We start from the raw sequence: 23,960 nt of genomic DNA on the forward strand, positions 1-23,960 counted from the left end.
CTTTCTATTTGGTACGGATTCTTGTAATTGCTTGAATCATTTGGTCATATCACCTCTCATCTCCGGGCGATACCATTCTCCACCCGGATGTCTGCACCCGGATAACAGGACGGAAAAAGTCATAGTCATTGTGAATCTCATTATCCTCCCGAACCTCCGGTTTACAGTGGGGGGAACAGGGTAAATATCCAAGCAAAGGACCCATGCCACCGCAGATATTGCAGCCGCCGTCGCCGCCGCAGGTGGTCAATGTTTTCCCGTCTACCAGCTCCCGCTGATAGGGGTCGTAGGCAATAGACAGGCCAAAGAAGTTAGCCTGCTCCATGTCGTATGGCTTGCCCTGATCTTCCTCGCTTTCAAAGTGGTGCAGATGCATGGAGTAGTCCAGTCCATCCCCCCAGGGAAACAGGGTACGGCATCCGCCTCCGCACAGATAGGCCCACTCATCCGGCGTGGGAAGGCTGGCTGCCAGCTCCCACAACAGGGACCGCCGAAACTCCGGGTAGGTCATGGGATGGCACAGCCAGACGCGCCAGCGATCGCCATTGCGTTCAAAGCGGACGGTTTCGTGTATCTCAAAGCTCTGGCTGTTCTGGCCCGCCCACTTCTGCAAGTTCTCCAGCCAGTCAGGGTGGGCGGTGATGCGCGGATCGTTCATGGGTACGCTTTCCCAGCCAATTTCCTCCAGTTTTCTGCCCGCGAACATGGGGCCGATGGTTACCTGGCGTACTGGGGTCATGCCCTGCCGGAGAAATTCCTCCGCAGTGCCCTCATAGCCGATTTCCGCAAACATATCCGCCAGTTCCTCTTGGTTGGCTTTGTCTATCCCTTGGACAAAGCTCTCCCAGCCAAGAATCACGGTATCACCTGGGACAAAGACAAACTCCCGGCCACCTTTTTCAAACAGGCCGGTGGTGCAGCTTTGTCCCCAGCGGGAAAAGGCGTATAGTTCTTTGAATGTTAAATGATAACGAGTCGCCAGCGTCTGCATCAGCCAGAGCTTATCGGACAGTTTCAATGTATCAAATTGTGGGCGAAATAAATTCTCGTTCATAGCCATTCCCTCTTTCTGATTCAGGGCGATCCTGTCTCAAATTAAAAAAGCAGTTCACCAAAAAACAGCCTGAGAGTCACGGCAGATACTGTTTCAAGCTGTGGCTTGCTGAGGGGAGTGTAGTGAAGGACAATTTCTCCATACAACTCCGTGTTGATGTGGTGTTCTTCCAGATACCGCAGAACCTTTCGGTTGTTCGGCACGATATTTAGACGAAAACTGGCATGATCAAGGGCATATTCAAAACAGTCCGGGTCAATCAACTGCCTATTGACTGGATCATTCATTTCCAAACGGAGTGCTTCCGCGCCGGTCTTGCGGGAGAGTGTAAAGTAACCATCCTCCCATGCAAAGGACAGGGAGGACAGCCCCTCCTCATTGTCCAGTTCCCAAGTCATTCTTTTTGCAAATAATTCCATTGGTTTACCTCATAACTACTCCAAGGTCATTTCACAAAGAACCAGCTTGTCTTTCTCATCGCTGAGAAATGCCCGGTTTCCCCATACATCCAGCACATGGAAGGAAGCGTATCCACGGGGCATGGCAAGGTCGATCAGCACCAAATCCGAAAGGCGCAGCACCTTTTGTTTCCCCTTCCAGTCATCATTCTTAAAAATGGGAGATAGGATCAGGCAAGTCCTGTCACCGGAGAATTTTCCGCGCATCCCGTGTTTCCCGGGCAGGCGGCTTAAATGATCTTTGCCCCACAGTTTCTTTTTGAATAGTCCGTTTTCCTCCAGTTCCAGATACCAATAGTAGCCCATGAGAGAAAGACCCGCCGGATTGATGGTGCTGCTTTCCAAAAAGGCATAAAACTGTCCATTCTGTTCCAGTATGAAGCCAATCATAGGATAGTTGTAGTGAAAGTCTGCCTTGGCAAAATTGCCGCCAGCTCGCTCTACCGCCGCCAAATGGGTCTGTCGGGTTCCTGCTTTGCTGTATACGCAAGAGCCGCTTTCTGCCCAGTGTGCAGTCATGGCTTCAAAGTCTACCGTCAGGCTGGTAAAACTGTTGGTCGCATCAGCGGAGTTGTCCACTCGGCACACAATAGGGAAAACGCTCTGGCTTCCGGTGACTGCCACCGGCTTGGGAATACCCTGGGCACACCAGTTATCCATGGGGATCGGAATCCACTCTCCATCCATCTGCGACATCCACCAAAGGGATTTACTGGCTGGGCAAACCAACAGTATTCCTCTGTCGCATGAGAGCAAGACAGGAACTTCCCAAACATCTTGCTGCTCTTTCGGCTCCGGGCTGGGAATCCACCTGGAAACTTCGCCGTTGACCCACAAAACGCCGCTGCACTTTTGCGCGAGATGATAGGTCCAAAACACAATTTCATCCTCGCTGCGGGCTACCATACCCTTGCATCCGGTCGGGCTGTATTTGAAGGAAGTTCCCGTCAGTTCAAATTCCTCGAACTCCCAGTTCTTTATCACTTTTAGTTTCGCTTTCATACTTTCACCTCACAGCAAGTCTGCCTTGATACTGCACCGTTCCAGAACCGGCAGCACCTGTTCCGGCTTGGAGGACATGAGGGTCATCTGTTTGAGATTGGGGAACTGGCGCAGTTCCGCCTCGGTAACGGTGTTGAGATCAAAGGCTCCATCCTCGCCATCCCAGAACGGACAGAGCTGGGTATAAATCTCGCTGCCGCCATCCATCTCGATTTCTGTGACCGACCGGGCCAGCCGCGCCGGGACCGGGTATTGTTCCAGCCACTTCCGAATCTCTGGGATGGGTTCATACCCTTCCGCGTCAATGTCGATCTTGCGTCGGCTATACTCTCTGGCAAACTCGTAGGCATCCAGTTTAGGAGCCAGTAACCCTTTTTCGTACATCAGGACTTCCATGACCGCCAGCTTGAAGTTGAAGCTATCAAAGTGCAGCACTGGTTCCGTCGGCTTGGATAACTTGTATTTCTGTGCTTTCGCCGCCTTTTTCTCTGGCTCTTTCCAGCTGATCTGCACCATGGCGGAGAGGGCCTCCAGCTTTGCTTTCTGCGCGGACTGCTCCTCTGGAACAGGACCCGGCAAGCGGGTATAAACGGTAAAGCCGCCTAATTTGAGGGTATGGGCAAATCCGGCGAAATCTTTCCAGCTGGCCTCCCGGTAGTCCTTGGACCCGATCCAAACCGCTCCGTCAAATGTCTGCCGGACCGCATACTCTCCCTGCGCCGCTACCCGGACACCAAGGGTTTTGATGGTCTGCTCATCTTCATCCAACCAGCCCTGAAGTCCAAGCTCGTCCCACAGAGCAAGGGCCTGGGTATAGGGACTCTCCCGGCCAGTCATGGGGCTTTTCCGTGTTCCATTTTGCAGGACAATACGGGCAGGCCCCAGCTTTTCCGACAGCTGCGACAGGGTAAACGGCGGCGTAAACACCGCCCCCAGAATGGTCAGGCTATCTTTTTTGAGAATGATTTTTCGCTCCGTGGCCTTGGACGGCAGAAAGATGGGCAGATTCGGGTACACTTCTTTGTACTCCCGCCATTCCAGCTTTTTGGGCTTGTTTGCCGTCCGCAGGAAGCTCCAAAAGTCGATGGGGTAACGAAACACCGGCCCAACCCTATCCCGCCGGGTGACGATGACCACCGTGCCATCGGTGAGTATTCCGATGTGCTGCATTTTCTCCCCGCCGAACATTCCCGGACGGATCCGCAGCACCTCACGGGTGTTCCTGTTGATGAGCTGGGCAAAGTCATCGGAGAGGATTTCGCCGTTTCCCTGCACCAGCAGCCACTCCCCGGTAAACCAGCGCAGTTTCAGCCCCTCGCCCATTCCAGGCAGGGGGGCGATGCGGCACCGTCCGGTGTCCATATCCAGTTCCAGCAGGCATTCTTCCACCCGCCCCTTGCCGCTGACTGCGTGGATCATGGTAATGCAGCCTGTGCCGGGAACAGGAACGGCCTCGGAGAGATGGTCGTATCCATCCAGAGAGAAGGTGTGTTTTGTTACCTTGCCGTTTTCCCAGCGGCAAATCTGCCCCTTGTACCACTCGTTGGAAAAGTAGACCCGGCCCAGCCCATCTGTCGTAATGCCGCAATGGTATTTGGTGCTCCATCCATCTTCCGGCAGAATCCAGTTTTTCACATCCTGGCAGGTGCCCCGGTCAGTCAGTTCAATCCGTGTAGCGTTGGTGGGATCACCCACCCAGAGGGAATGGTCAGCCCAGCAGAGGGTCTGGGGTGGACCGTCATATCCAATGGGGGACGGTTCGGCCCAGTTGAGGGTGGCTGGATTCTTGCTCAGCAATGCCCGGCCAATGGTTCCGCCGCCGGAGGCTCTGGATGCGGCATAGAGTTCCTGTTCCGGGGAATAGGTAAGGCGCCCAAGGTGCGGCAAGCTGTGGGAGCGGATTACTTGCGGCGGACGGTGACGCAGATCGGCCACACAGCCGCTTTTCCATTCTTCTGCATCCTGGTTTTTCCATTCGCCCGCCGCAAAATCACCCGCCAGGGAGTTGAAGAAATAATCGTACTCATCCTGAAGTATGTATTCCTCGCAGGGCATCAGCGCACCAGAGGCCTGCTCCCTGGCGTGGTCGCCCCATTTTCGCCCCTGCTGTTTCATCAGGTGACAATATTGCCCTTGTTTTTTGCAGTAGCGTTCCAGCTTGTTGCGTTCTTCCTCTGGAATCAGAACAAAAAGATACTCGTCCTCATCGTCCAGGTTATACAGCGCCCAGCCGAAGGCAGAAAGTTCCTGTCCCAAGGCCGCCGCCCCTTTTTCGTGGGGCAATTTCATATACTGGACGCCGACGGCATCAAAGCGTTCCTCCAGCAGAGCCGGGACCTGTGCGCCCCATTTTTCTCGCAGCTCCGCCAGAGTATCCTGTACGGCTCCGTCAAATTTCAGAATGTCCAGCGCATCCTCTATGATTTGTTTGAACTCTGCCATAGGTAGTTTCTCCTTTTCCCAATTCCTGCATCACAGCGACAGCCATGTAGTCAAAGTGCTGATTTCCTCCCGCAGCAGCGGGGACTTACCAGCGGCGGCAAAGGCTTTTTGGATGCCGCCATAGCGCCGCTTGGAGCGGTCCACCAGCCGGAGCGCGGCCCCCTCCAGACCGGGAATTGCCAGCACAGCATCTGCCAGCGCCTGGGCGGAGAGTGTATCCGCAACCAGAGAGGCGGCAAAGTAGCGCAGATGGCTGTGAGAGAGGGCGGACAAATCGCCCAGTTTATGCAGTTCATAGAGTTTTAGGGCATAAAGGGCAGGAAGCCCATCCAGAGTCGGTAGTTCCCGCACAGCAGGGAGCGACTGGAGATAGAGCTTTTGAAGCTGGAGCGCCGGAGTCAGGAAAGGGGCAAGATCTTCCGTTTTCCGCATTTCCTCCAAATGGAGATAGGTAATGCTGGAGAGAAGCGGGGTGATGTCGCCATTCTTTTCCCCACGCAGGTGGAGGACCCGCAGGCCGGGGAGAGAAACATGATCCCAGGTAACAGGGGCCGACAGCCACAGGGACAATGTATGGAGCCGCTTCAGCTGGGAGAGAACTTCGGCGCCCTCACATTTTTCCATTAGGGTCAGTTCCTCCAGGTTGGGGTAATCTCGTAGGAAGGACAGATCCACCTTTCGCTCTCCCGTCACAGACAGACACCGTACCGCATCTGGTTTTCGTCCATTCAGGTCAATCTCTTCTCCGCCGCGCCAGAAAACTGCGGTGCACAAGGTCTGTTCCATACAGGATTTCCTCCTCAAAGCATGAAAGCAACGTCAAAAGGTGTCGTAGCCCACCTCCGGGCTGGGCACGAACTGCTCGTCAAAGGACACATTGAGATAGAGCTCCCCCGCCGGAGAATCCCCGGTGTCGTAGCAGAGGGAAAACGCTCCGTAGCAGCCGGACTTGTCTATCGTGATATCGCTCAGAGGCAGACCGGGGATCTCCTCGTCATCGGGAAATTCTTTCTGCAAGATCTTGTGTGCCTGTCGGTCCAGCTCGTCCAGTTCCTCAGCCAGCCGCGCCCAGAAGGGCATGGCCAGAACCTCTGCCTCGGTATAATCGCTGCAGTTGATGTGAAGTTCCTTCCCTGCCCGGTGAGCCGTGAAGTAGACCCCGCAGCTCATTACCTCCCAGTTGCCCGCGTTCCATAAAGACAAGAATTGCTCCTTTGTCATTGCTGTGTTCCTCCAATCGTAGTATTGATTTGGCTGAAAAGGTTCTGATATTTCTCCGTTAGTTCCTCCGGGGCTGCCTTGAACACTTTGCCACGGACTTTTTTCTGCCGCCTGTCCCCAAATGAGCGTCCAGCCCCTCCGCATTGGCGGTCAGGGGACGGAACTCCTAGGCTGGTTTTGCTTCGCCTTTCTTCATCAAACAAACGTGCCCTGCGTCATGCCATCCCAAGGACAGACTGACGCAGGGCGTGAAAAGTCCGCACAAAACCAAAACCGGTTTTCCAAGACCGGCTTTCCTGTGTGCTTGATAGTATTCCGCTGTCTTTTGTGTCCGTTTGGACATGAGCACTGACCTCTATCCATCCGCTTTCACCTGAAGCACACCTTCTTTTGCTCGTTCCATCTCATCCACCAGGGCCGTGACCTGGAACTCCACCATATCCTCCGCTACCTCCGGGAAGAGGAACGGCATGGTGTTGGGGATGGCCTTGTGCACCATCATCATGCTCAGGGCCAGATTGCCGAACAGCCGGGGATCAATACTATCCACCGGAAGTCCAAAGACGGTCAACAGTTTCCTGTAGAAAATGACCTGGTCCTGCTGGAAAGCCTGGAAATTCGCTTCCGAAAGGCAGCGGCGTACCTGTTGTTCCTCCTCAATGGACAGCACCGCCACACCGGTTCTTGCCCCATAGCAGCAGTTTCTCAGAAAGGTTCTTACGCCTTCCCGCCAAGGAAGGTCAGGGGTGTCCATCAGGCTCTGTGCATAGAACAATAGCTTGGGCTGCTGATCGCGAAGAGCCTGGAGCACCAACTCCTCCTTGGAGGAGAAGAAAGTGTAGAAGAAGGTCTTGGAGATACCCACTTTTCTGCATAAAGCATCAATGCTGCTGTGAACCAACCCGCGGTCCACGATGCATTGAATTACCGCAGTCAGCAGAGCTTCTTTGACATATTCACGCTCCTGGTCGGAATACGCTTTTCGTGCCATAAGCTATCATCACCCTATATAAAGCACAAAATAAAAAAATAGTATTTATGTGTATTATAGCACTGTTTACTTGAAATGCAAGGCGCTCCAAAAAGTAAGTGAACTGCCCCAGCTTATGCAGACAGCACAAAAAGGGCCGTGGTAGGAAAAGTTGAGATTTAGGTGGAGTGGCCTCATAGGAAAGTTATGGGAGCAGGGGTTATGGACAGTAAGTTGCTGAGCAAAGTCATTTTGAACTGCACCCCATTTGCTATCCAGTATGTCATACTATCTAACAAATGGGGTGCAGTTCGCCTTACAGGCTGCTGGCGGGAAAAACTTTGTGCTTTTTACTGTCCCCTTGACGGGTGGCGGTTCAAAGCGACTACATCAGGGGACCTTTGTCACTGGCTGTTATTACTGGATCTGTTCCACTTTCCCCGGGGGCCTTCACTGCGTTAATTGCCTTCTGGGGCTTTTTGTGCTTTGAGCCATAAATAGATATTATATGCAAGGATGAGTTCGGCCAGATCCTGTCCCGGCTCAAAACTCAGCCCCAGCTGGAGCATCTTATTGGCTCGATAACGGATGGTGTTGTGATGTACGAAAGAAATCTCCGCCGCTTTTTTGAAATTGAAATTGCTCCTAATCAGGGCGTGCAGGGTCTCCATCAGCCTGGACGAATTCTGCTGGTCGTATGCAATGACCTTTCCCAGCCTGTCCTTCACATATTCTGCCAGCAGTTGAGTGTCCCGGATCTTGTCGATGAGCTCCAGCAGCTGGTTTTGCGCATAAGTCTTGGTAAATGAGGTTTGATACAGCGTGGTGTCCAGCTTCACCACACAGAGCGCCTGCTGGTAGGCCTTCTCGATCTCCTGAAAATCCGCTGCGGGTTGAGAGATGCCGATGCCGGTGCGGATCTTTCTGTTCCACTGCTCCGTCAGCTTTTCCTGGAGAGTCTCATAGGTGTGCAGCATCTGCTCATCTGGTGCGGACGCTTCCAGCGCCACCAGCGTGTCCTGGTAGTAGATCACCAGCCGCTGCCCGCGCCCCACACAGAGGGGGTGCTTTTCCACGATCTTTTGCTCCAGAAGTGTGCCGTAAAACCTTTTCCGCTGGATCTCGTTAGCTCCCAGTAGTTCAATCACGGTTACACGCATTGGGAAATGCAGGGGAAGGGCAAAGGCCCGCATTTTGCTCTCCATCTCCGTCCGCATAAGGATCTTCCCCTGCAGCAGCTCCTGGAGAAAGAGATCCCGGAAATTTTTCTCCTGGAGCAACGCCATGTCGTTTTTATAAAAAATAGAGGCAAAATGGGCGGCAGCCTGCTTTGCGGAGACTCTCAGCATCGCATCTTCCTTTGGCTGTGAGGGGATCAGGAGATAGCCAAATTGAGCGTTGCCCGCCTCAACAGGGCAGGTGATATGTCGGCTGTGAATAGTTTCCTTTTCTGTTCCCGGCCCTTCCAGAACCGTCCAGGCCCCGTTTTCCCCCCGGCGGACCGAGCAGATATTCAGGTACTCCCGGTTGAGGAGAACCACCTCCCGATCCAGGATCTCCGCCAGCTTGAGCACCATCCGGTCCACCTGCGCTCCGGATAAGATCTGCTCCATCAGGCTTCGCTGCACCTGGTCGCACAGGCGCATCTGCTCCACCTGATCGTTGAGGGTCACAGAAAGGATTAGATTGGCCAGTGCGGACAGGTTGGCATCCTCCGCCAGCTCGATCACAGGGAAGTCATAGGTCTCCGCCTGTTCCAGCATAATCTGCGGGATATCCTTAATGTAGCGCAGCGGTTTGATGCAGATCCCCGCCACACGTTTGCTGCTGAGTTGTGAGATCAGGGTCTTGATCTTCATTTGGTCATCCACAATGGGGTAGAGGGTCGTGAGCAGCAGACAGTTTTCCTCCACATACGGAACGATGTCCGGCACCTCCATCAGAGCGGCGCTGTGCACAGGGTGCCAAAGACCGCGCTTGCCGGCAATCACTTTGGCGGTGCGGAACCCGTTCATCTCCATAATATCTTTCAGCGTCTGTTCCATACCTCTCCAGCTCCTCAGTCCGTATGACAACTTGCAATCCCAGTATAGCAAAAATCTAACGATTTGCAAGAGAGGTACCCCAGCGACGGAAGGGGCGGGGGGAGATTTGTTCTGAGGTACAAATCTCCCCCCGCCTTTTTATAGCCGGAGAATAATGACTTTAGGTAAGGAATATGGTAATCTTACACCATAAAACGCCGCGCGTGGGTGAAAATATTGGTCAAAAGTATGTAAAGGAGTTTGCGTATGAAAATTGATGTCTTTCGCATTGAAATGTCGTCTCCGGATGATATGAGAGAGCTGAAGAAACTGATCGACAGCGGCAAAATCGTTCCACAGGAGATCATTGCCGTGCTGGGCAAAACAGAGGGCAACGGGTGCGTTAATGACTTCACTCGTGCTTTGGCAACCTTTGCGTTCCGCAAGCTTATCGCTCAGGAGACGGGCTGGACAGAGGAAGAGACCGAGAAGCGGGTGGCCTTTATCATGTCGGGCGGCACGGAGGGTGTCATGTCTCCTCATGCGACCATCTTCTGCAAGAACGACGCGCCTACCCCCGACACCGGGGAGAAGACCCTGGCAGTGAGCTCTGGCTATACCCGAAATTTCCTGCCGGAGGAGCAGGGGACTGTGGCGATGGTGGATGAGGTCAAACGGGTCACCCTGGAGCTGATGCGGGAAGCTGGTATCGACTCCCCGGAGGACGTACACTTTGTCCAGATCAAATGCCCCCTTCTCACCTCGGAGCGTATCTGGGAGGCCAGGTCCCGGGGCAAGGATGTGGTCACCCACGATACCTATGAGTCCATGGGATACAACCGGGGTGCCTCCGCGCTGGGTGTTGCTGTGGCCCTGGGAGAGATTCCTGAGGGCGTGGTGACCAACGAGGACATTTGCAAGAATTGGTCCATCTACTCTAAGGTAGCCTCCACCTCCGCCGGCATCGAGCTGCTCAACTGTGAGATCATTTTGATGGGGAATTCAACCAAGGCGGCCAGCGATTTTAAAATCGGCCACAGCGTCATGCAGGACTCCATCGACTTCAGGGCGGTGATTGCAGCCATTGAGAACGCCGGCATGAAGGTGGACAAGTTCCCCACCGAGGAGCAGACCAGGAAGATCGTCAACGTGTTTGCCAAGGCGGAGGCGGACAGCACCGGATACGTCCGAGGCAGAAGAAATACCCTCCATACCGATTCGGACATCAATCACACCCGGCATGCCCGCGCGGTGGTCAACGCGGTCATTGCCTCCATTGTCAACGATCCCATGGTGTATGTGTCCGGCGGCGCAGAGCATCAGGGTCCCGACGGAGGCGGCCCGGTGGCGGTGATCATCGAGAAGTAAGGCGGACTGCAGGGGCAGCGGCGCTGCCATAGGATAATGATGCTGCAAGCAAGTGGAAAGAAAGGTAGCTGATATGAGTTTAATCATCAATCTAATCCCCATTGTGATTATTTTGGTTGTGCTGTTTATGCGCAAGCATATGCTCTTTGCAGGCCTGCTGGGCGCCATTGCCGCCATGGTGATCGGTCAGATTTCCCTGAACAGCGCTGCGGAGATGGTCATGACCGGCGTTCAGACCATGTTTTCCTACACGGCCCCCATTATGTACGCCGCAGCTGCGGTGATGGTGGCACGAGGCGGCAGCTTTGAAGCCATCGTCAAACTGGCGGAGTCCAAGCTTAAAAGCAAGATGTTCCTGTTGGCTGGTTTCCTGGTGCTGGTCCAATCCATGGCTACCTACATGGCCGGCATGGGCGCCGGCAACACCATGGTTATCGCCCCCCTGGTGGCCGCGGCCGTGGGTGCCGTTCCTGAGGTGATCGCAGGCATGGCCATTGCCACTGCGGTGTGCTTTACCACCTCTCCCTCCTCCACTGAGACTATTCTGGCTGCCGAGTCGGCGGGCCGTGATGTAGTGGAGCATGCGTCCGCTATGATGCCGATGACGCTCCTGTTTGTGGCCATCGGTGCGGTCCTGGCCGCCTACGGCGTACATAAACATGGCTCTGTGATCCGTAAGAACAATACGGATGGCGGGGAGAATGCTCCGGAGAATGCGAAGACCCTTTATGTCCGTTCAATCCCGGCCATTGCGCTGTTGGTGATGGTGATCGCGGGCAGCAAGATCAACGGACTGATCGGTTTCACGGTCTTTACGCCTGCCACCAACGTGATTTTTACCGCTATCCTAACTGCCATTCTGACACCCCTCAAGATCAACAAGACCTGCGAGGCACTGGGCGACGGCTCCCGCTATATCCTGACCACCCTATTCTCTGTGGGATTCTTCCTGTCCTTCATCAACATTATCGGGGAGTGCGGGACCTTCGCGCAGCTGGCCGCCCTGGTGGGAAAGGTTCCCCAGGCGGTTATCGTTCCCTGCGCCATTATCATGGCCTTTCTCATTGCCATTCCATCCGGCGCGTTCTGCGCGGGCGTACTCACGCTGATCCTTCCCACCATGTCTTTTCTGGGGCTCTCCTCCGAGGCGATGGGCCTGGTGGCTATTGCGGCGGGCTTCGGCACCCAGGTCAGCCCGGTCCAGATCAATGTGGCTGCGCTGTCCGACGGCTTCCAGCAGGATATCATGACCACGGTGAAGGGAAACGCCAAGTATCTCGTGGGCGTGCTGGTGCTGTTGATTCTGGCATCCTTTGTTTTTGCATGACCCGGCGTTGCTGAAAAATGCAGAAATAGAAGGGAAGGGGGTTGATAGGATGGAGGCGATCTACAAGCGAGATCCTGTGCAGACCGGGGGAAATCCCGACATCATTTATGGGGTGGAGGAAAGGCCGCCCTTCAAGGAAAGCATCCTTTTTGCCCTGCAACACATCTTTGCCATGTTCGCGGGTAACGTCACCGTTCCCATTCTTGTTGTGAGCACCGCGGGGCTTTCCGGCGGAGAGGGAACTTTCCTAATCCAGTGCGCCCTGCTGATGGCCGGTGTCGTAACCCTGCTCCAGGTAATGGGACCCAAGGGGCTCGGCTCCCGGCTGCCCATCATGATGGGTACCAGCAACGCCTTCATCACCACTATTCTTTCCATTGTCTCTCAGTTCGGCATTCCGGCTTGCCTGGGTGCGGGCTTTGTCGGCGGGCTGTTTGAAATCCTTCTGGGTGGATTCATTCCCAGGTTGAAGAGGATCTTCAATCCCTTGGTCACCGGCATTGTCGTCATGACCATTGGATTAACGCTGATCCCCACCGGCATCCGGCAGGCCGCTGGCGCCAACACGGCGGCGGGTGTGGGCGCCCCCATCAATTTGCTCCTCTCCGGTGTCGTCATTTTCGTTGTGGTACTCTGTCATGCATCCGGGAAAAAGATGCTCAAGTCCGCCTCCATCCTGATCGGCATTGTGGTGGGATATCTGCTGGCTGTAACATTGCAGGCGGTAGATTTCGGGGCGGTGGGGGAGGCTGGATGGTTTTCCATCCCTGCGCCAATGCGCTATCCTCTGGAGTTCCGATGGCCCGCCATCGTGGCAATGCTCTTCATGTTTCTCGCCACCACCATCGAGACCATCGGGGATACGGCGTCCCTGACCACCATGTCCCAGGGGCGCGTCCCCACACAGCGGGAGTCCCGGGGGGCTGTGCTGGCCGACGGCATCGGCAGCGTCATGGCGGCGCTATACAACGCATTCCCCAACACGTCCTATTCCCAAAATATCGGCGTGGTCAACCTGACCGGCGTGTTCAGCCGCCATGTGGTGTCCATCGGTGCAATTTTACTGGTGGCCATGTCCTTCCTGCCCAAATTGGCATCGGTGATCCTCTGCGTGCCCGGCCCTGTGCTGGGTGGCGCCACCCTCATCACCTTTGTCATGGTATTTCTCTCCGGTATCACGCTGATCTGCCAGGAGCGGCTGGACAGCCGGAACCTGCTGGTCATGGCCGTGTCCCTGGGCATCGGGGTGGGCTGCAACCTGGTCCCGGAGGTGGTTAGTGCCGCGCCCCAGTCTCTGGCCCTGTGCCTGACCAATGGGATCACCCCAGCGGCGGTCCTCGCCATTGCCATGGACAACTTCCTGCCCAAGGCTAAAGGGGCAGAATCCAGCCGACCGCAAGGAGTTGATGTTTGATGCGGCGGATCTTTATGGGGGGGTACGACGCTCTCTTTGCATCCCTTCTCCACTCCGGGCGCGGCAGGGTCCACAGCGTATTTCCCCATGCGGTGAACCTCATATCCGAGGGACGGCTCTACACGGTTCTGTCCGGCGCACATATGCCTGCCCCCTGCACGGCTTGGGCGGATGCCACGGACTTTCGCGGCCTGGAGATCTCTCCTGGCGACCGGGTCCAGGCGACCGGGAAGACGGTGACCATTGACAGCCGCATCGTGCTGGATTTTTGCGTTGGGGCTATGTGCGATCCCTGCTTCCAGGCTGTGCCCTGGGACAGGGAACGGGTCCTCGCGGGGCTTTGGGAGCTGGAGCGGCATTTACCTGGGTATCAAAACCGCTCGGCGGCAGCGGCCTTTTACCTGGCCTTCTTTGCGGGAGGAGAGCCCTCCTTTGACTGTGTGCAGCGGGAACTGGCGCTGCGGATGGAGCGCCTGATGCAGGCGTTTCCCCATCGGGAGGCGGTGGCCTTTCATGCCAGGGAGCTGATCGGCGCCGGGATCGGTCTGACGCCCACGGGGGATGACTTTCTGTGCGGGCTGCTGTTGGCCTTTCTCAGAGCGGGGTGGGACGGAGCGGACGCCTTTGCCCGGTGCCTTTCCACAGGTGTGTCCCAGGCGCTGGAGACCAAGACGACCACTGATATCAGCCGTCAGATGCTCCGTTTCCACCTCTGCGGCCGTGCGCCGCGGCTGTACGAGCAGCTGGTGGAGGATCTGCTGGGCGGCGCGTGCCCGCGGATCCCGGAAGATATTCTCAAGCTGGCGGCGGTCGGTTATTCCTCCGGAATAGACTTTGCCTGCGGGGCAGCGGGCGGCTTGCGCCTGCTGCTTACGCAGTACAACTGATTTCGTTTAGGAGAAAGCTATGTTCAGTAAAACAATAGTACATAAGAATTCTTATTATGATTCCGTGACCCTGATGTCGCTTGGCAGCAAGGTCAAGAAGTTGGATGGCGTGGATCAGGCGGTGGTGGTGATGGCCACCGATATGAATCGGGAAATTCTGGAGAACGTTGGCCTCGCCACCGAGGAGACCCGGGCCGCCGGCCAGAACGATCTGGTCATTGCGGTGCGTGCCGCCAGCCAGGAGATCTGTGAAAAGGCCTTCGAAGCCATCGGGGAGAAGCTGGCGGCAGGCAGCGGCGGCGGCGCGGAAAAGGCGGAGGTGGAGTACAAAACCATCCGCCACGCCAAGGAGGATCTGCCCGGCGCCAATGTGGCGGTTATCTCCGTGCCCGGCAGATATGCGGCAAGAGAGGCCCGGGTGGCCCTGCGCAGCGGTATGCATGTGATGATGTTCAGCGATAATGTGACGGTGGCGGAGGAGAAAGCGCTGAAGGAGCTGGCAGTGGAGAAGGGGCTGCTTATGATGGGACCGGACTGCGGAACGGCGGTCATCAACGGCACCGGGCTGTGCTTTGCAAACCAGATCCGCAAGGGTGATATCGGTGTTGTGGGCGCTTCCGGCACCGGCCTGCAGGAGGTTCTGGTGCAGATCCACCGTCTGGGCGGCGGCATTACTCAGGCGCTTGGCACCGGAGGAAGAGATCTGAGCCGTGAGATCGGAGGCCTAATGATGCTCCATGGGATGCAGGCGTTAGGGCAGGACCCGGACACCAAGGTGATCGTCCTGGTTTCCAAGCCTCCAGAGAAGTCGGTGGAGGAGAAAGTCTTTGCGCAGATCGAGAAGATGGACAAGCCGGTGGTGGTGTGCCTGCTGGAGGGCGACACTTCCCGGCGCTGCAGAGACGGCGTGTATCTCTGCGACAACCTCCTGGGCGCGGCGGAGCAGGCGGTGCGCCTGTCCGGCGTCCGGGTGCAGCCCCGGGAGGCGATAAGAGAGGTCGGCGTCCAGGAGATCGCGTCGGCTAAAGCAATGCTCCAGCCGGGGCAGACCAAGGTGTGCGGCCTGTTCTGCGGCGGTACCCTCTGCGCCGAGGCGCTGTTTATCCTGCGCCGCCACTGGCGCATCCGCAGCAATATCTCCCACCGCGACGAGGAGAAGATCGCCGGTAAGGAGCCGTGTACCGAGAATCTTCTGCTGGATCTGGGAGATGACGAGTTCACCAACGGAAGACCGCACCCCATGATCGAGCCATCCCTGCGGGGAGAGTGGATCGAAAAAGCGGCTCAGCGGCCGGAGGTGGGCGTGATCCTGCTGGACTTTGAGATCGGATATGGATCCCATCCGGATCCTGCCGGAGTGACCATCGAGTCGATCCGCGCCGCCAGGAAAGCGGCGGAGGCACAGGGCAGAAACCTGGTGTTTGTTGGCTATATCTGCGGAACGGAGGAGGACAAGCAAAACCTTGCTGCTCAGGCGGCCGCGCTGAAGGCGGAGGGCGTGATCCTCGCAAGAAGCAACATGGAGGCGGCAAACATCGTCGTCGACATTCTGGAATAAGTTGGGGGGAGAACGCATGAATAAAGTCAACGAATTGTTCGGACAGACGCTGCAGATTTTCAATGTAGGCGCGCCCAATTTTGGGGAAGATCTGAAACTGCAGAACGCCGACGTCACACAGATCAAGTGGGTTCCTCCTCTGGAAGGAGATATCGCTTCCGTAAAAATTCTGGATAACTTTGCTTGCGATGAGGAGATCGACGCCGCCAATCGCAGGGCAGTGGAAGTGATCATGGGCAGCCAGCCTACCTTGGTGGGCATCGAGCAGGCGGTGAAAGTTATCCCCGGTATGACGAAGGACACTATCCTGCACTCCGGTCCACCCATCACCTGGGACAGAATGTGCGGCACGGTAAAGGGGGCCATCATCGGCGCGCTGATGTATGAGGGGCGGGCTGTCACTGCCGAGGAAGCGGAAAAGCTGGCCGCCTCGGGGGAGATTACCTTTGCGCCCTGCCACGAATATGGGGCGGTAGGACCTATGGCGGGGATTATCTCTCCATCCATGCCGGTGCATATCGTTGAGAACAAGGCTTACGGCAACCGTGCCTACTGCACGGTGAATGAGGGGCTGGGGAAGGTGCTGCGATTCGGCGCCTTCAGCCAGTCAGTGCTGGACCGGCTCAGATGGATCCAGGAGAGATATATGCCGGTGCTGCAAAAGGCTCTGGAACTTTCCGGCGGTATTGATCTGAAGGTGCTGATTGCCCAGGCTGTTCAAATGGGAGACGAGTGCCACAACCGCAACAAGGCGGCTACCAGCCTCTTTTTCCGGGAGATTGTTCCGTACATGATGAAGACGGGCCTGCCCCAGGAGCAGGTCTTACAGGCAGTGGAGTTTATCAAGGGCAACGATCACTATTTTCTCAATCTCTCCATGCCCGCCTGCAAGGCCAGCCTGGATGCCGCCAGCGGCATCGAAAAGTCTACGGTCCTCACCGCCATGGCCCGCAACGGTGTGGATTTTGGCATTCGAGTCAGCGGTCTGGGGGATCAGTGGTTCACCGCGCCAGCCAACATGGTGCAGGGCCTCCTCTTCCCGGGTTACAGCGAAGAGGATGCCAACCCGGACCTGGGCGACAGCGCCATCACTGAAACCACCGGAATCGGTGGATTTGCCATGGGCGCATCTCCTGCCATCACCCAGTTTGTGGGCGGGACAGTGGCCGACGCTCTGGAGTATACCCGTAGTATGTACCTTATTACCACGGCGGAGAACAACAACTACGCTCTGCCGCCACTGAACTTCAAGGGTGCTCCCACAGGAATCGACCTTCGAAAGGTCCTGGAGAGCGGCATCTTGCCGGTCATCAACACCGGCATCGCCCATAAGACGCCGGGGATCGGCCAGGTAGGAGCAGGCATCGTTCACCCGCCGAAGGCCTGCTTTCTGGAGGCGCTGCGGGCCTATGACCGCCGGTACGGCGGGGACGCTCAAGGGCAGTGATTGGAAAAAGCGCCTCCGGGGAAGTTAAACTGCTCCAGATTGTGCGGACAGTACAAAAAAGAGCCCTGGTAGGAAATATTAAGCTTTTAGTTGGAGAGGCGCCGCGTCAGCGGCGCCTCTCCGGTCTTATAGGCCACGATGCTGTTGTTATAGAGGTCCCGATGCATGGACAGGTACAGTACACCCTGCTTGGCGTGGATGCAGGAGATGTCGGTTACCCATTTGCGGTTGGGCTTGTCCGTATCAAACTCTCCGTTCAATAGATTCTCATACTTGTGGACCTGCTGCCCCATCTGCTGCCATTTCCTGCGGCGGCGTCTTTCCGAGGACGCCTGTTGGACCGTGGAAGGATTTCAGCCTCCAGCTTTCGTTCTTTCCGCCGCTCCCGAATTAGCAGTTGTTTCACTGCATATTTATCCTTAAATCCATAGTGCTCCGCCACTTCCTGCTGGATTTTCCCCTCTGCCAGCATAGCCTTGATTTCTGGCAGAAGTGCTTGAACTTGTGTGTAATTCCGTTTCTCTGTGATAAGCCCCCCTGACGTAGTCTGTTTTCCTACATCAGGGGAGCTTTTTTGCTGGATCGGTTCAGTTGCTGCGGCAGAGCGAGGTGTTTGCCCTGTATACCCCCTATCAAACCGACCGATCCCTTCGTGTCGGTGGTATGTCCCGCTCTTTCTGGTTTCCTGGAATGAAAGAGTGACCTTCTCCCGCAAGCCGAAACGTCAGCCAGACCTTTGGAAGATAAAGAGAACAGGCCCCCCAAACCGGTTGTGTGAAGTGTCCGATAAAATACAGGGGGGATCCAAACCGTTTATCAGGTCAAGGGGATCGACTCGGTGCTTCAGCTGCACCCAGACAACCACTACGATCATGTGGCGGAGCGCACGGCTGTCGGAATTGTCTGGATGCTAGGCCGATAAGATTTGCCAGAAGAGCTGCGCCTCGGTACAATGGCGGCAGAAAGGGAGGCATGATAGATGGCGGCGATCCGAGGCCTACACTGCGGAAGTCCTGTGATAATCTGGGGCAGTTGGCAGCAGTGTGCATATTGCGGTGACTTTGGAGCAATCTCGTCTCTCCATTCCGCGGAAAAGGACTTTCTGGTCTGCGACGACATATTACCACTGGTGATAGAGAAACTGAAGCGGGATGACCGCCTGGCACGCCAACTGCTTCAGAACGCCTGTATGGACCGGCCACAGGAGGTGATCCTGAACGCATACAGCCGCTTGGGTGAGAAGGAACTTCAGCAGAAACTGCTTCTGCAATTTGATTTATGTAAGTTTTAGTTGATAATTTTCATGTAATTAGGTATGATGGAAAAGAACGATCCGAGCCTATCATTGAAAAAGAATCCACCAAACATACAAGTATCACGCGATAACAGCTTACGCTGTACGCGTTGAATTATGCGTGATATAGGCGGAAGTTTTTGGGAGATGTGCACGAATCAGTTAAAGATAACGTTGTCTCTATATAAAATGGATTTTGTCTGTGAAGGGAACCACATCTTGGGGTGGATGTGGCTTCTTTCTTGCGGCCTTTTCACGCCTTGCGTCAGCCTGTCCAAGTGACATGGTGTCGCAGGGCGTTTTTCTATCTTCGGAAAGGAGACAAAGAATATGAGTTTGAAATACACCTGCCCTGTTTGCGGGAATCCCTTGGGCTACGAAGGATTGTGCTGGAAATGCAAGTGTGAGCAAGAGAGACAAGCCGCACTGTCCTGGACGTCAGAACAGATGGCAGAGAAACAGAAAAATCTGATGGCCAACATCCAGCGGCTTGGTGATATGGAGGACCCGGAATCTACCGACTTCTGGCAGTTGCTGGGCTACCGGGACGCCATCGCCCCGGAGATCCAGCGGGCGGCACTGGCCGCAGAGGTATTCTGGCCCTGTGAGATCTATTATCACGCTCCCGCCGATGTGCGGGATGGTCTGATTCATGCGCTGTTGTCCGCGGAATATTCCAGCGAGGCATCCAACCTGATGAGTTGCCTTGCCATGCAGGGAGATGACAAGGCAATGGAGACGCTGCTGGAGCTGGAGCGAAATCCCCGGCCCTGGCGCAAGGGCCTCTATGTGGACCCATCCAGCTATGCTCAGATCGGCGGCTGGACCTTCGACAAGAAGGGCCAGCGAACCCAGCTGGGCTTCGACACCTGCTATCCCATGATCAAGGGAACCGCCAGCGAGAAATCTCCCGTTCGCATTGGCCGGGCACGGGAGGACACCTGCCCCCACTGCGGCGGTCGCATGGTGGACATACTGGTATTGGACGGCCGGGATGAGCGGCTCCGGTTCCTGGGACTGGACGGCATCCTGACCGCCACCTGCTGCCCCAGCTGCGTGGGATTTCTGAAAGGACCCGCCTTCAACCGCTTTTCTCTGGACGGCGGCGTGGAGATCTTTCCCTCCGAGCTCTTTGACGGGGCGGAGAAGACGGATTGCTATGTCAGTCCCGAGGACTACAAGGCTCTCACCGAAAATCCCTTTGTGCTGGGCGAAGCGCCGGTGCCCCTGTTTTACGGCGCGGCCTGCCAGGATGTGAACACCATCGGTGGCTTTGCCAACTGGGTACAGGACGCGGAATATACCACCTGCCCCCACTGTGGCAAGCCCATGAAGTATCTGGCTCAGATCCAGTGGGATACGGTGTTTGACTGTGCGGAGGGTACGCTCTATGTGGAGTTCTGTCCGGACTGCCATATCGTATCCATGCAGCACCAGCAGACCTGAGAGGAGAGCATCACATGAGTTTACCAAAACGCAATAGTGCGGACGGGCGCTGTTACTGGATGAAGTCCGAGGTACAGGAGGAACTGCAACCGCTCTTTGACCAGTGCATCCAGGACGCCATTGACGGCAGAATCACGCGGCTTGATTCCCTCTGGCCCCCGGTAGTGGTCAGCAGCGAAGGTGCGCCCTTTGAGGTGTGGCAACTGCTTCAGATATGGACCGAAGCGCAGCAGGCCGAGACCTTGGATGCGGAAAAGGCCATCGCCTTCAGCGAAAATCTGCGCCGCCAGAGTCGGTGGGGTGAAATTGACCACCAATTACTTGATATGCTGAAACGGGAGCTACAGGAGAAGTATTTTGTCGTGACAGGCAATGAAGATGACCACTTCTGGGATCGGGAGTATTCCCTGAAACCAGGCATCCGTGCAGAGCAGGTCCCGGAGCCGCTGCTGCGTTTTGCCTGCTATGTGGCGGTGAGCTATAAGGTATATGGTATGGACTTTCAGTATCTGGACACCAATTACCTCTTTGGATTGGTGGAGAAAGTCCGTCCGGATATGGTGAAAAAGCTCCGGGAACATGGGACCGGCAGGCTGCCGATCTCTCTGCAAAAGCGGAAAACAGAGCACTTCACCGCATCGGCCAACGATGCCTTTGCCGTGATCCGTATTACTGCCAGGGACAACACAGAGGAATGCTGCCATGAAGTGCTGGACTATCTGTGTGAGGTTCTTTCGCAGGAGGATTTTCCCCGCAGCTATGCGGTGGAGTTCAAAGGACCGGAAAAGAGCTATCTTCCCATCGCAGGACTGCCCAAAAAGGGAGTAAACCAGCTCTTTGCCTGTGCCGTGCAGTACCCCGGCCTCCACCCCCTGATGGAACGGTACGCCCGGCTTGCCATGCGGCAATATGAGCAGTACACCAATCTCAGCGATGAGCAGTGCGCGCTCCCCGGAAGTTTTGCCGTGTTCGCCCTGGGAATGCTGGGGCAAGCGTGGCGGCAGCTGGTATGGGATTATCTCGATCTCTGCGATGATGAGCACTCCCACTTACAGGAAAAATTCCTCCGGGAGTATGTGAAACAGTTCGGATTTACTGCCGATACCGTCCCTGTATTTGTCCGTGGGGTGCTGTCCATGCAGAACATGAAGTATTCCAGGGACTATACCGCGTGGATGGCAAATGTAGAAAGCCTGGACGCTCTGCTGGAGGCAAAAATCCATCTGTCCGAGATCGTTCCAAGCGGTTTTTCCTCCGACGAAGATGACGATGATGAGGAGGACGAGGAACCCGCCGAAGAAACAGAAGCCAGCCCGGAGGAAGTGCTGCAATACGCATGGGAAACGGTCTGCTATGTGATCTGGGGCAAAGCCAGCGCCAAGGGTGGTCAGAAAGTGGTGGAAGCAGCTCCGGAGGAACTGAAGGAACTCTACCAACAGATTTTTATTCCGATAACGGAGAACCTGGAAGAAAGTGGTGGAACGCTATGAGTTTGCCGAAGCGTGATGGCGTACATGGCCGTTATTACCTGATTCATAAACCAGATACGAACCCCGAAGTGCTGGAACACGCCGATCAGTGCATCCAGGATGTGTTGAATGGAACTGCAAAAGAAAACCATTCCGGCTATCCGGTGGTCGTTCGGAACCAAAGCGGAACGCCCTTTCTTCCCAGCCAACTCCTGGAGCGGTATCTGTCCAAACTGCCTTTGAAGGGATTCCCCTATGAGGAAGCGGTTGTATTCTGCGATGCCCTGCGGCGGTTGGTGGGCTGGCAAGAGATCCGCTATACATTGGAGAAGTACATAGAAAAGCAGGTGCAGGAACGCTACTTCCTTGTGGGAGAGCGGGATGATGGCTTTACCGTCTTTCCGCCCTGCACAGTACTGCCGGAATTGCGTCCGGAGGATGTGGACGAAGGTCTGCTGCGCTTTGCCTGCTATGTGGCGATCTGCCATACTGTGTACGGGCAGAGTTTTGAATCCCTCACCACCGAGCACATCCTCGGCCTGGTCTCCCAGCTTCGCCCAGATATGGTGAAGCAACTGAAAACAGCCGGCAGCGGCAAATTGCCAAAGGACATACAGCAGCGTAAGACGGAGGATTTCACCGCCTCGGCCAATGATGCGTTTGCTGCCATCCGCATCACTGCCAGGGACTCCACCGAGGAGTGCTATGCTGAAATTCTGGACTACCTGTGTGCGGTGTTGGAGCAGGAGGAATTTCCCCGCAGTTACTCGGTGGAGTTCCGTGGGAAGGAGAAACTCTATCTGCCCATTCCCGGCCTGCCCAAGAAGGGAGTCAATCAGCTCTTTGCCTGTGCTGTGCAGCACCCCAATCTGCATCCGGCTATAGAGCGATACGCCCGCCTGGCTATGCGGGAATATGAGTGGTACCAAAACCTCGCGGATGAAGCCTGCGCCATGCCCGGCTCTTTCGCTGTGTTCGCTCTGGGGCTGGAGGGAGAACCGTGGGCGCCGCTGGTGACGGAGTATTTGGATCTCTGCGACGACGAGCACTCCTCCCTGCAAGGGAAATTCCTTCATGCCTTGATCCGAAAGTTTGGGTTTCAACCATGGACGCTGGGGGTATTGGTGCGGGGCGCATTGTCTATGCAGTGGCTGGAGCCTGCCAGGGAATTCCGCAGCCTGATCGCCAATGTGGAGAGCCTGGATGCGCTGCTGGCAGTCAAGCGCCGCTTTTCCGCGTATCTCCTGCCGGAAGAAAACGAAGACCCGAAATTCCGGGCTATCGCTTGGCAGAGCCTGCTCTGGGCCATCTGGGGCACAGCCTCTGAAAACGGCGGCAGCAAAGTCATCAAGTCGGCGCCGAAGGAACTGAAAGAGAAATACCAGCAAGTATTTGCGTAAGGAGAACGCCATGAAAAAGAGAACGGTCAAGGACTTTATTGCCCTGTACGCCCCAGAAGATGAGGAAAAACTGGTACTGATTCAGGACGGTGTCAGCGCGGACAAAACCTTTCTGGATACCTACTGGGCGGCGCATACCCATGCCCTCGCCATGGCGGATGTCCAGACCGGACAGGAGATCTCCGGTCGATGCTGCCTGAACTGGCCGCTGACGGACAAGGAACGGGATGCCGGCGACTATTCCAAGCGGTTTACCAAGGGCCAGATCTACCGGATCAAAGCCCGCGGCTGGAAAGGTGATGCCCTCTACGAACCTCAGTGGTATGTCACGGAGGTACTGGAGGAAGGCGTACCCTGTCCGGCACTGGAGGAGATTTGGACGGAGTACACAAAGCCCATTCTTCTGGAGGACGAAGTGCTGGGGACCCTCACGCTGGATCGTGAAATGAGTATGTTCAACGGGACCTGCCGGTGGATGGGAAAAGAAGTCCAAATCTCGTTGGATGTGGAGATGGAAAAGAAAGCGTCCTGGACCCGTGTCACCAATGTGATGAAGAAACTGGTGGCAGATCAGGAAGTCTGGGACCAGTCCCTGCGAGCGATGGCTGCCCAGAAGCTCACTGCTCAGGCCAACGAGTGGCTGGCGGACAATGACCAGACCGACCGTGACCCGGAAAAAGACCCCATTACCGAGGATGAGTTTGCCCGGTGCATCCTGCTCACCGAGTTTACAGTATCTCCCGGTGGGCGCTTTACCGCCTGGTATGAGGACGACGATATGTTCTGGGGCCATGTGGTCACGGTGGATGGGACGCTGAAAAAAGGCCCCGTTGACGCTGATATACAGGGCTGACAACAACCGTTTACAGGAGGAGGCATCCATTATGTGCGAGCACTGCCGAAACATTCAAACATGGAGAAAATTTGATGCCCCCAAGGACTACCTGGCCTGTATTGCCTATATCCAGCAGTTGGTGGAACAAGGTGAATTTGAACTGATTGCAGAGGAATCCACCTGTCCGCTGGAGAAGGTAAAGAATGAGGATGGGTGGGCAGACGAAATTATGGCTCACATGATTCGGTGCAAGCACTGCGGTCAGATCTTCACCTGTGTAGTCAACACCTGGCGAGGCAGCGGACACTTCAAAAAAGGCAAAGGATGAAACAGAAAAGGCGGTG

The 23,960-nt window shown here is 55.8% G+C and carries 21 protein-coding genes; 12 read left to right on the forward strand and 9 right to left on the reverse strand.

What is annotated here, in order from left to right; genetic code table 11:
* Positions 1 to 49: 49 nt before the first annotated feature.
* The 8 genes from WHJ28_RS04595 to WHJ28_RS04630 all read right to left on the reverse strand — a co-directional run bounded on the left by WHJ28_RS04595 (position 50) and on the right by WHJ28_RS04630 (position 9,192).
* The gene (locus WHJ28_RS04595) at positions 50 to 1,054 is read right to left on the reverse strand and encodes a hypothetical protein (protein ID WP_340040121.1); all 1,005 of its coding nucleotides are present in this window, start codon (positions 1,052 to 1,054) and stop codon (positions 50 to 52) included.
* A gap of 41 nt (positions 1,055 to 1,095) precedes the next feature.
* On the reverse strand, positions 1,096 to 1,473 hold the full coding sequence (locus WHJ28_RS04600; protein ID WP_340040123.1) for a hypothetical protein: 378 nt from the start codon (positions 1,471 to 1,473) through the stop codon (positions 1,096 to 1,098).
* A gap of 15 nt (positions 1,474 to 1,488) precedes the next feature.
* Positions 1,489 to 2,514: a hypothetical protein gene (locus WHJ28_RS04605; protein WP_340040125.1), complete on the reverse strand. Its 1,026-nt coding sequence runs from the start codon at positions 2,512 to 2,514 to the stop codon at positions 1,489 to 1,491.
* 9 nt (positions 2,515 to 2,523) lie between these two features.
* Complete coding sequence (locus tag WHJ28_RS04610) at positions 2,524 to 4,956, reverse strand: DUF6892 domain-containing protein (protein WP_340040127.1); 2,433 nt, start codon at positions 4,954 to 4,956, stop codon at positions 2,524 to 2,526.
* Positions 4,957 to 4,986: 30 nt separating this feature from the next.
* Complete coding sequence (locus WHJ28_RS04615; protein WP_340040129.1) at positions 4,987 to 5,742, reverse strand: hypothetical protein; 756 nt, start codon at positions 5,740 to 5,742, stop codon at positions 4,987 to 4,989.
* Positions 5,743 to 5,775: 33 nt separating this feature from the next.
* Positions 5,776 to 6,177: a hypothetical protein gene (locus tag WHJ28_RS04620; protein ID WP_340040131.1), complete on the reverse strand. Its 402-nt coding sequence runs from the start codon at positions 6,175 to 6,177 to the stop codon at positions 5,776 to 5,778.
* Between the two features lie 355 nt (positions 6,178 to 6,532).
* Complete coding sequence (locus WHJ28_RS04625) at positions 6,533 to 7,168, reverse strand: TetR/AcrR family transcriptional regulator (RefSeq protein ID WP_340040133.1); 636 nt, start codon at positions 7,166 to 7,168, stop codon at positions 6,533 to 6,535.
* Between the two features lie 437 nt (positions 7,169 to 7,605).
* Positions 7,606 to 9,192: a PucR family transcriptional regulator gene (locus tag WHJ28_RS04630; RefSeq protein ID WP_340040135.1), complete on the reverse strand. Its 1,587-nt coding sequence runs from the start codon at positions 9,190 to 9,192 to the stop codon at positions 7,606 to 7,608.
* Positions 9,193 to 9,438: 246 nt separating this feature from the next.
* Between WHJ28_RS04630 and atzD the strand changes: the two genes are divergently transcribed.
* The 6 genes from atzD to WHJ28_RS04660 all read left to right on the forward strand — a co-directional run bounded on the left by atzD (position 9,439) and on the right by WHJ28_RS04660 (position 17,172).
* Entirely contained in the window at positions 9,439 to 10,539 is a 1,101-nt protein-coding gene (gene atzD / locus WHJ28_RS04635) for a cyanuric acid amidohydrolase (RefSeq protein WP_340040137.1), read from the forward strand.
* A gap of 73 nt (positions 10,540 to 10,612) precedes the next feature.
* Positions 10,613 to 11,866, forward strand: coding sequence for a transporter (locus WHJ28_RS04640; RefSeq protein ID WP_340040139.1), 1,254 nt, complete (start codon positions 10,613 to 10,615; stop codon positions 11,864 to 11,866).
* A 49-nt stretch (positions 11,867 to 11,915) separates the two neighbouring features.
* On the forward strand, positions 11,916 to 13,280 hold the full coding sequence (locus WHJ28_RS04645) for a uracil-xanthine permease family protein (RefSeq protein ID WP_340040141.1): 1,365 nt from the start codon (positions 11,916 to 11,918) through the stop codon (positions 13,278 to 13,280).
* A complete protein-coding gene (locus WHJ28_RS04650) occupies positions 13,280 to 14,167 on the forward strand; it encodes an oxamate carbamoyltransferase subunit AllH family protein (protein ID WP_340040143.1) in 888 nt (295 codons plus the stop codon). The genes WHJ28_RS04645 and WHJ28_RS04650 overlap by 1 nt, the downstream gene beginning before the upstream one ends.
* Before the next feature lie 19 nt (positions 14,168 to 14,186).
* Positions 14,187 to 15,725: an acyl-CoA synthetase FdrA gene (gene fdrA / locus WHJ28_RS04655; protein WP_340040145.1), complete on the forward strand. Its 1,539-nt coding sequence runs from the start codon at positions 14,187 to 14,189 to the stop codon at positions 15,723 to 15,725.
* A gap of 16 nt (positions 15,726 to 15,741) precedes the next feature.
* Complete coding sequence (locus WHJ28_RS04660) at positions 15,742 to 17,172, forward strand: YlbE family protein (protein ID WP_340040147.1); 1,431 nt, start codon at positions 15,742 to 15,744, stop codon at positions 17,170 to 17,172.
* Between the two features lie 86 nt (positions 17,173 to 17,258).
* On the opposite strand, the gene WHJ28_RS04665 is transcribed toward WHJ28_RS04660, so the two are convergent.
* The gene (locus WHJ28_RS04665) at positions 17,259 to 17,465 is read right to left on the reverse strand and encodes a hypothetical protein (RefSeq protein ID WP_340040149.1); all 207 of its coding nucleotides are present in this window, start codon (positions 17,463 to 17,465) and stop codon (positions 17,259 to 17,261) included.
* A gap of 686 nt (positions 17,466 to 18,151) precedes the next feature.
* Here WHJ28_RS04665 and WHJ28_RS04670 point away from each other — a divergent pair.
* The 6 genes from WHJ28_RS04670 (at position 18,152) to WHJ28_RS04695 (ending at position 23,944) form a co-directional block, all read left to right on the forward strand.
* Positions 18,152 to 18,463, forward strand: coding sequence for a hypothetical protein (locus tag WHJ28_RS04670; protein WP_340040151.1), 312 nt, complete (start codon positions 18,152 to 18,154; stop codon positions 18,461 to 18,463).
* 333 nt (positions 18,464 to 18,796) lie between these two features.
* Complete coding sequence (locus WHJ28_RS04675; RefSeq protein WP_340040153.1) at positions 18,797 to 19,912, forward strand: hypothetical protein; 1,116 nt, start codon at positions 18,797 to 18,799, stop codon at positions 19,910 to 19,912.
* 14 nt (positions 19,913 to 19,926) lie between these two features.
* Positions 19,927 to 21,402 carry a DUF6138 family protein gene (locus WHJ28_RS04680; protein ID WP_340040155.1) on the forward strand — a complete coding sequence of 492 codons (1,476 nt, stop codon included), beginning with the start codon at positions 19,927 to 19,929 and terminating at the stop codon, positions 21,400 to 21,402.
* Positions 21,399 to 22,781 carry a DUF6138 family protein gene (locus WHJ28_RS04685; RefSeq protein WP_340040157.1) on the forward strand — a complete coding sequence of 461 codons (1,383 nt, stop codon included), beginning with the start codon at positions 21,399 to 21,401 and terminating at the stop codon, positions 22,779 to 22,781. The genes WHJ28_RS04680 and WHJ28_RS04685 overlap by 4 nt, the downstream gene beginning before the upstream one ends.
* A 10-nt stretch (positions 22,782 to 22,791) precedes the next feature.
* Positions 22,792 to 23,634, forward strand: coding sequence for a DUF2262 domain-containing protein (locus tag WHJ28_RS04690; protein ID WP_340040159.1), 843 nt, complete (start codon positions 22,792 to 22,794; stop codon positions 23,632 to 23,634).
* Between the two features lie 31 nt (positions 23,635 to 23,665).
* Positions 23,666 to 23,944, forward strand: a complete 279-nt coding sequence (locus WHJ28_RS04695) for a hypothetical protein (protein WP_006876760.1) — start codon at positions 23,666 to 23,668, stop codon at positions 23,942 to 23,944.
* Positions 23,945 to 23,960: the final 16 nt, after the last annotated feature.

It is taken from the genome of Flavonifractor porci (genome assembly GCF_037572415.1).
Taxonomy (GTDB): domain Bacteria; phylum Bacillota; class Clostridia; order Oscillospirales; family Oscillospiraceae; genus Flavonifractor; species Flavonifractor porci.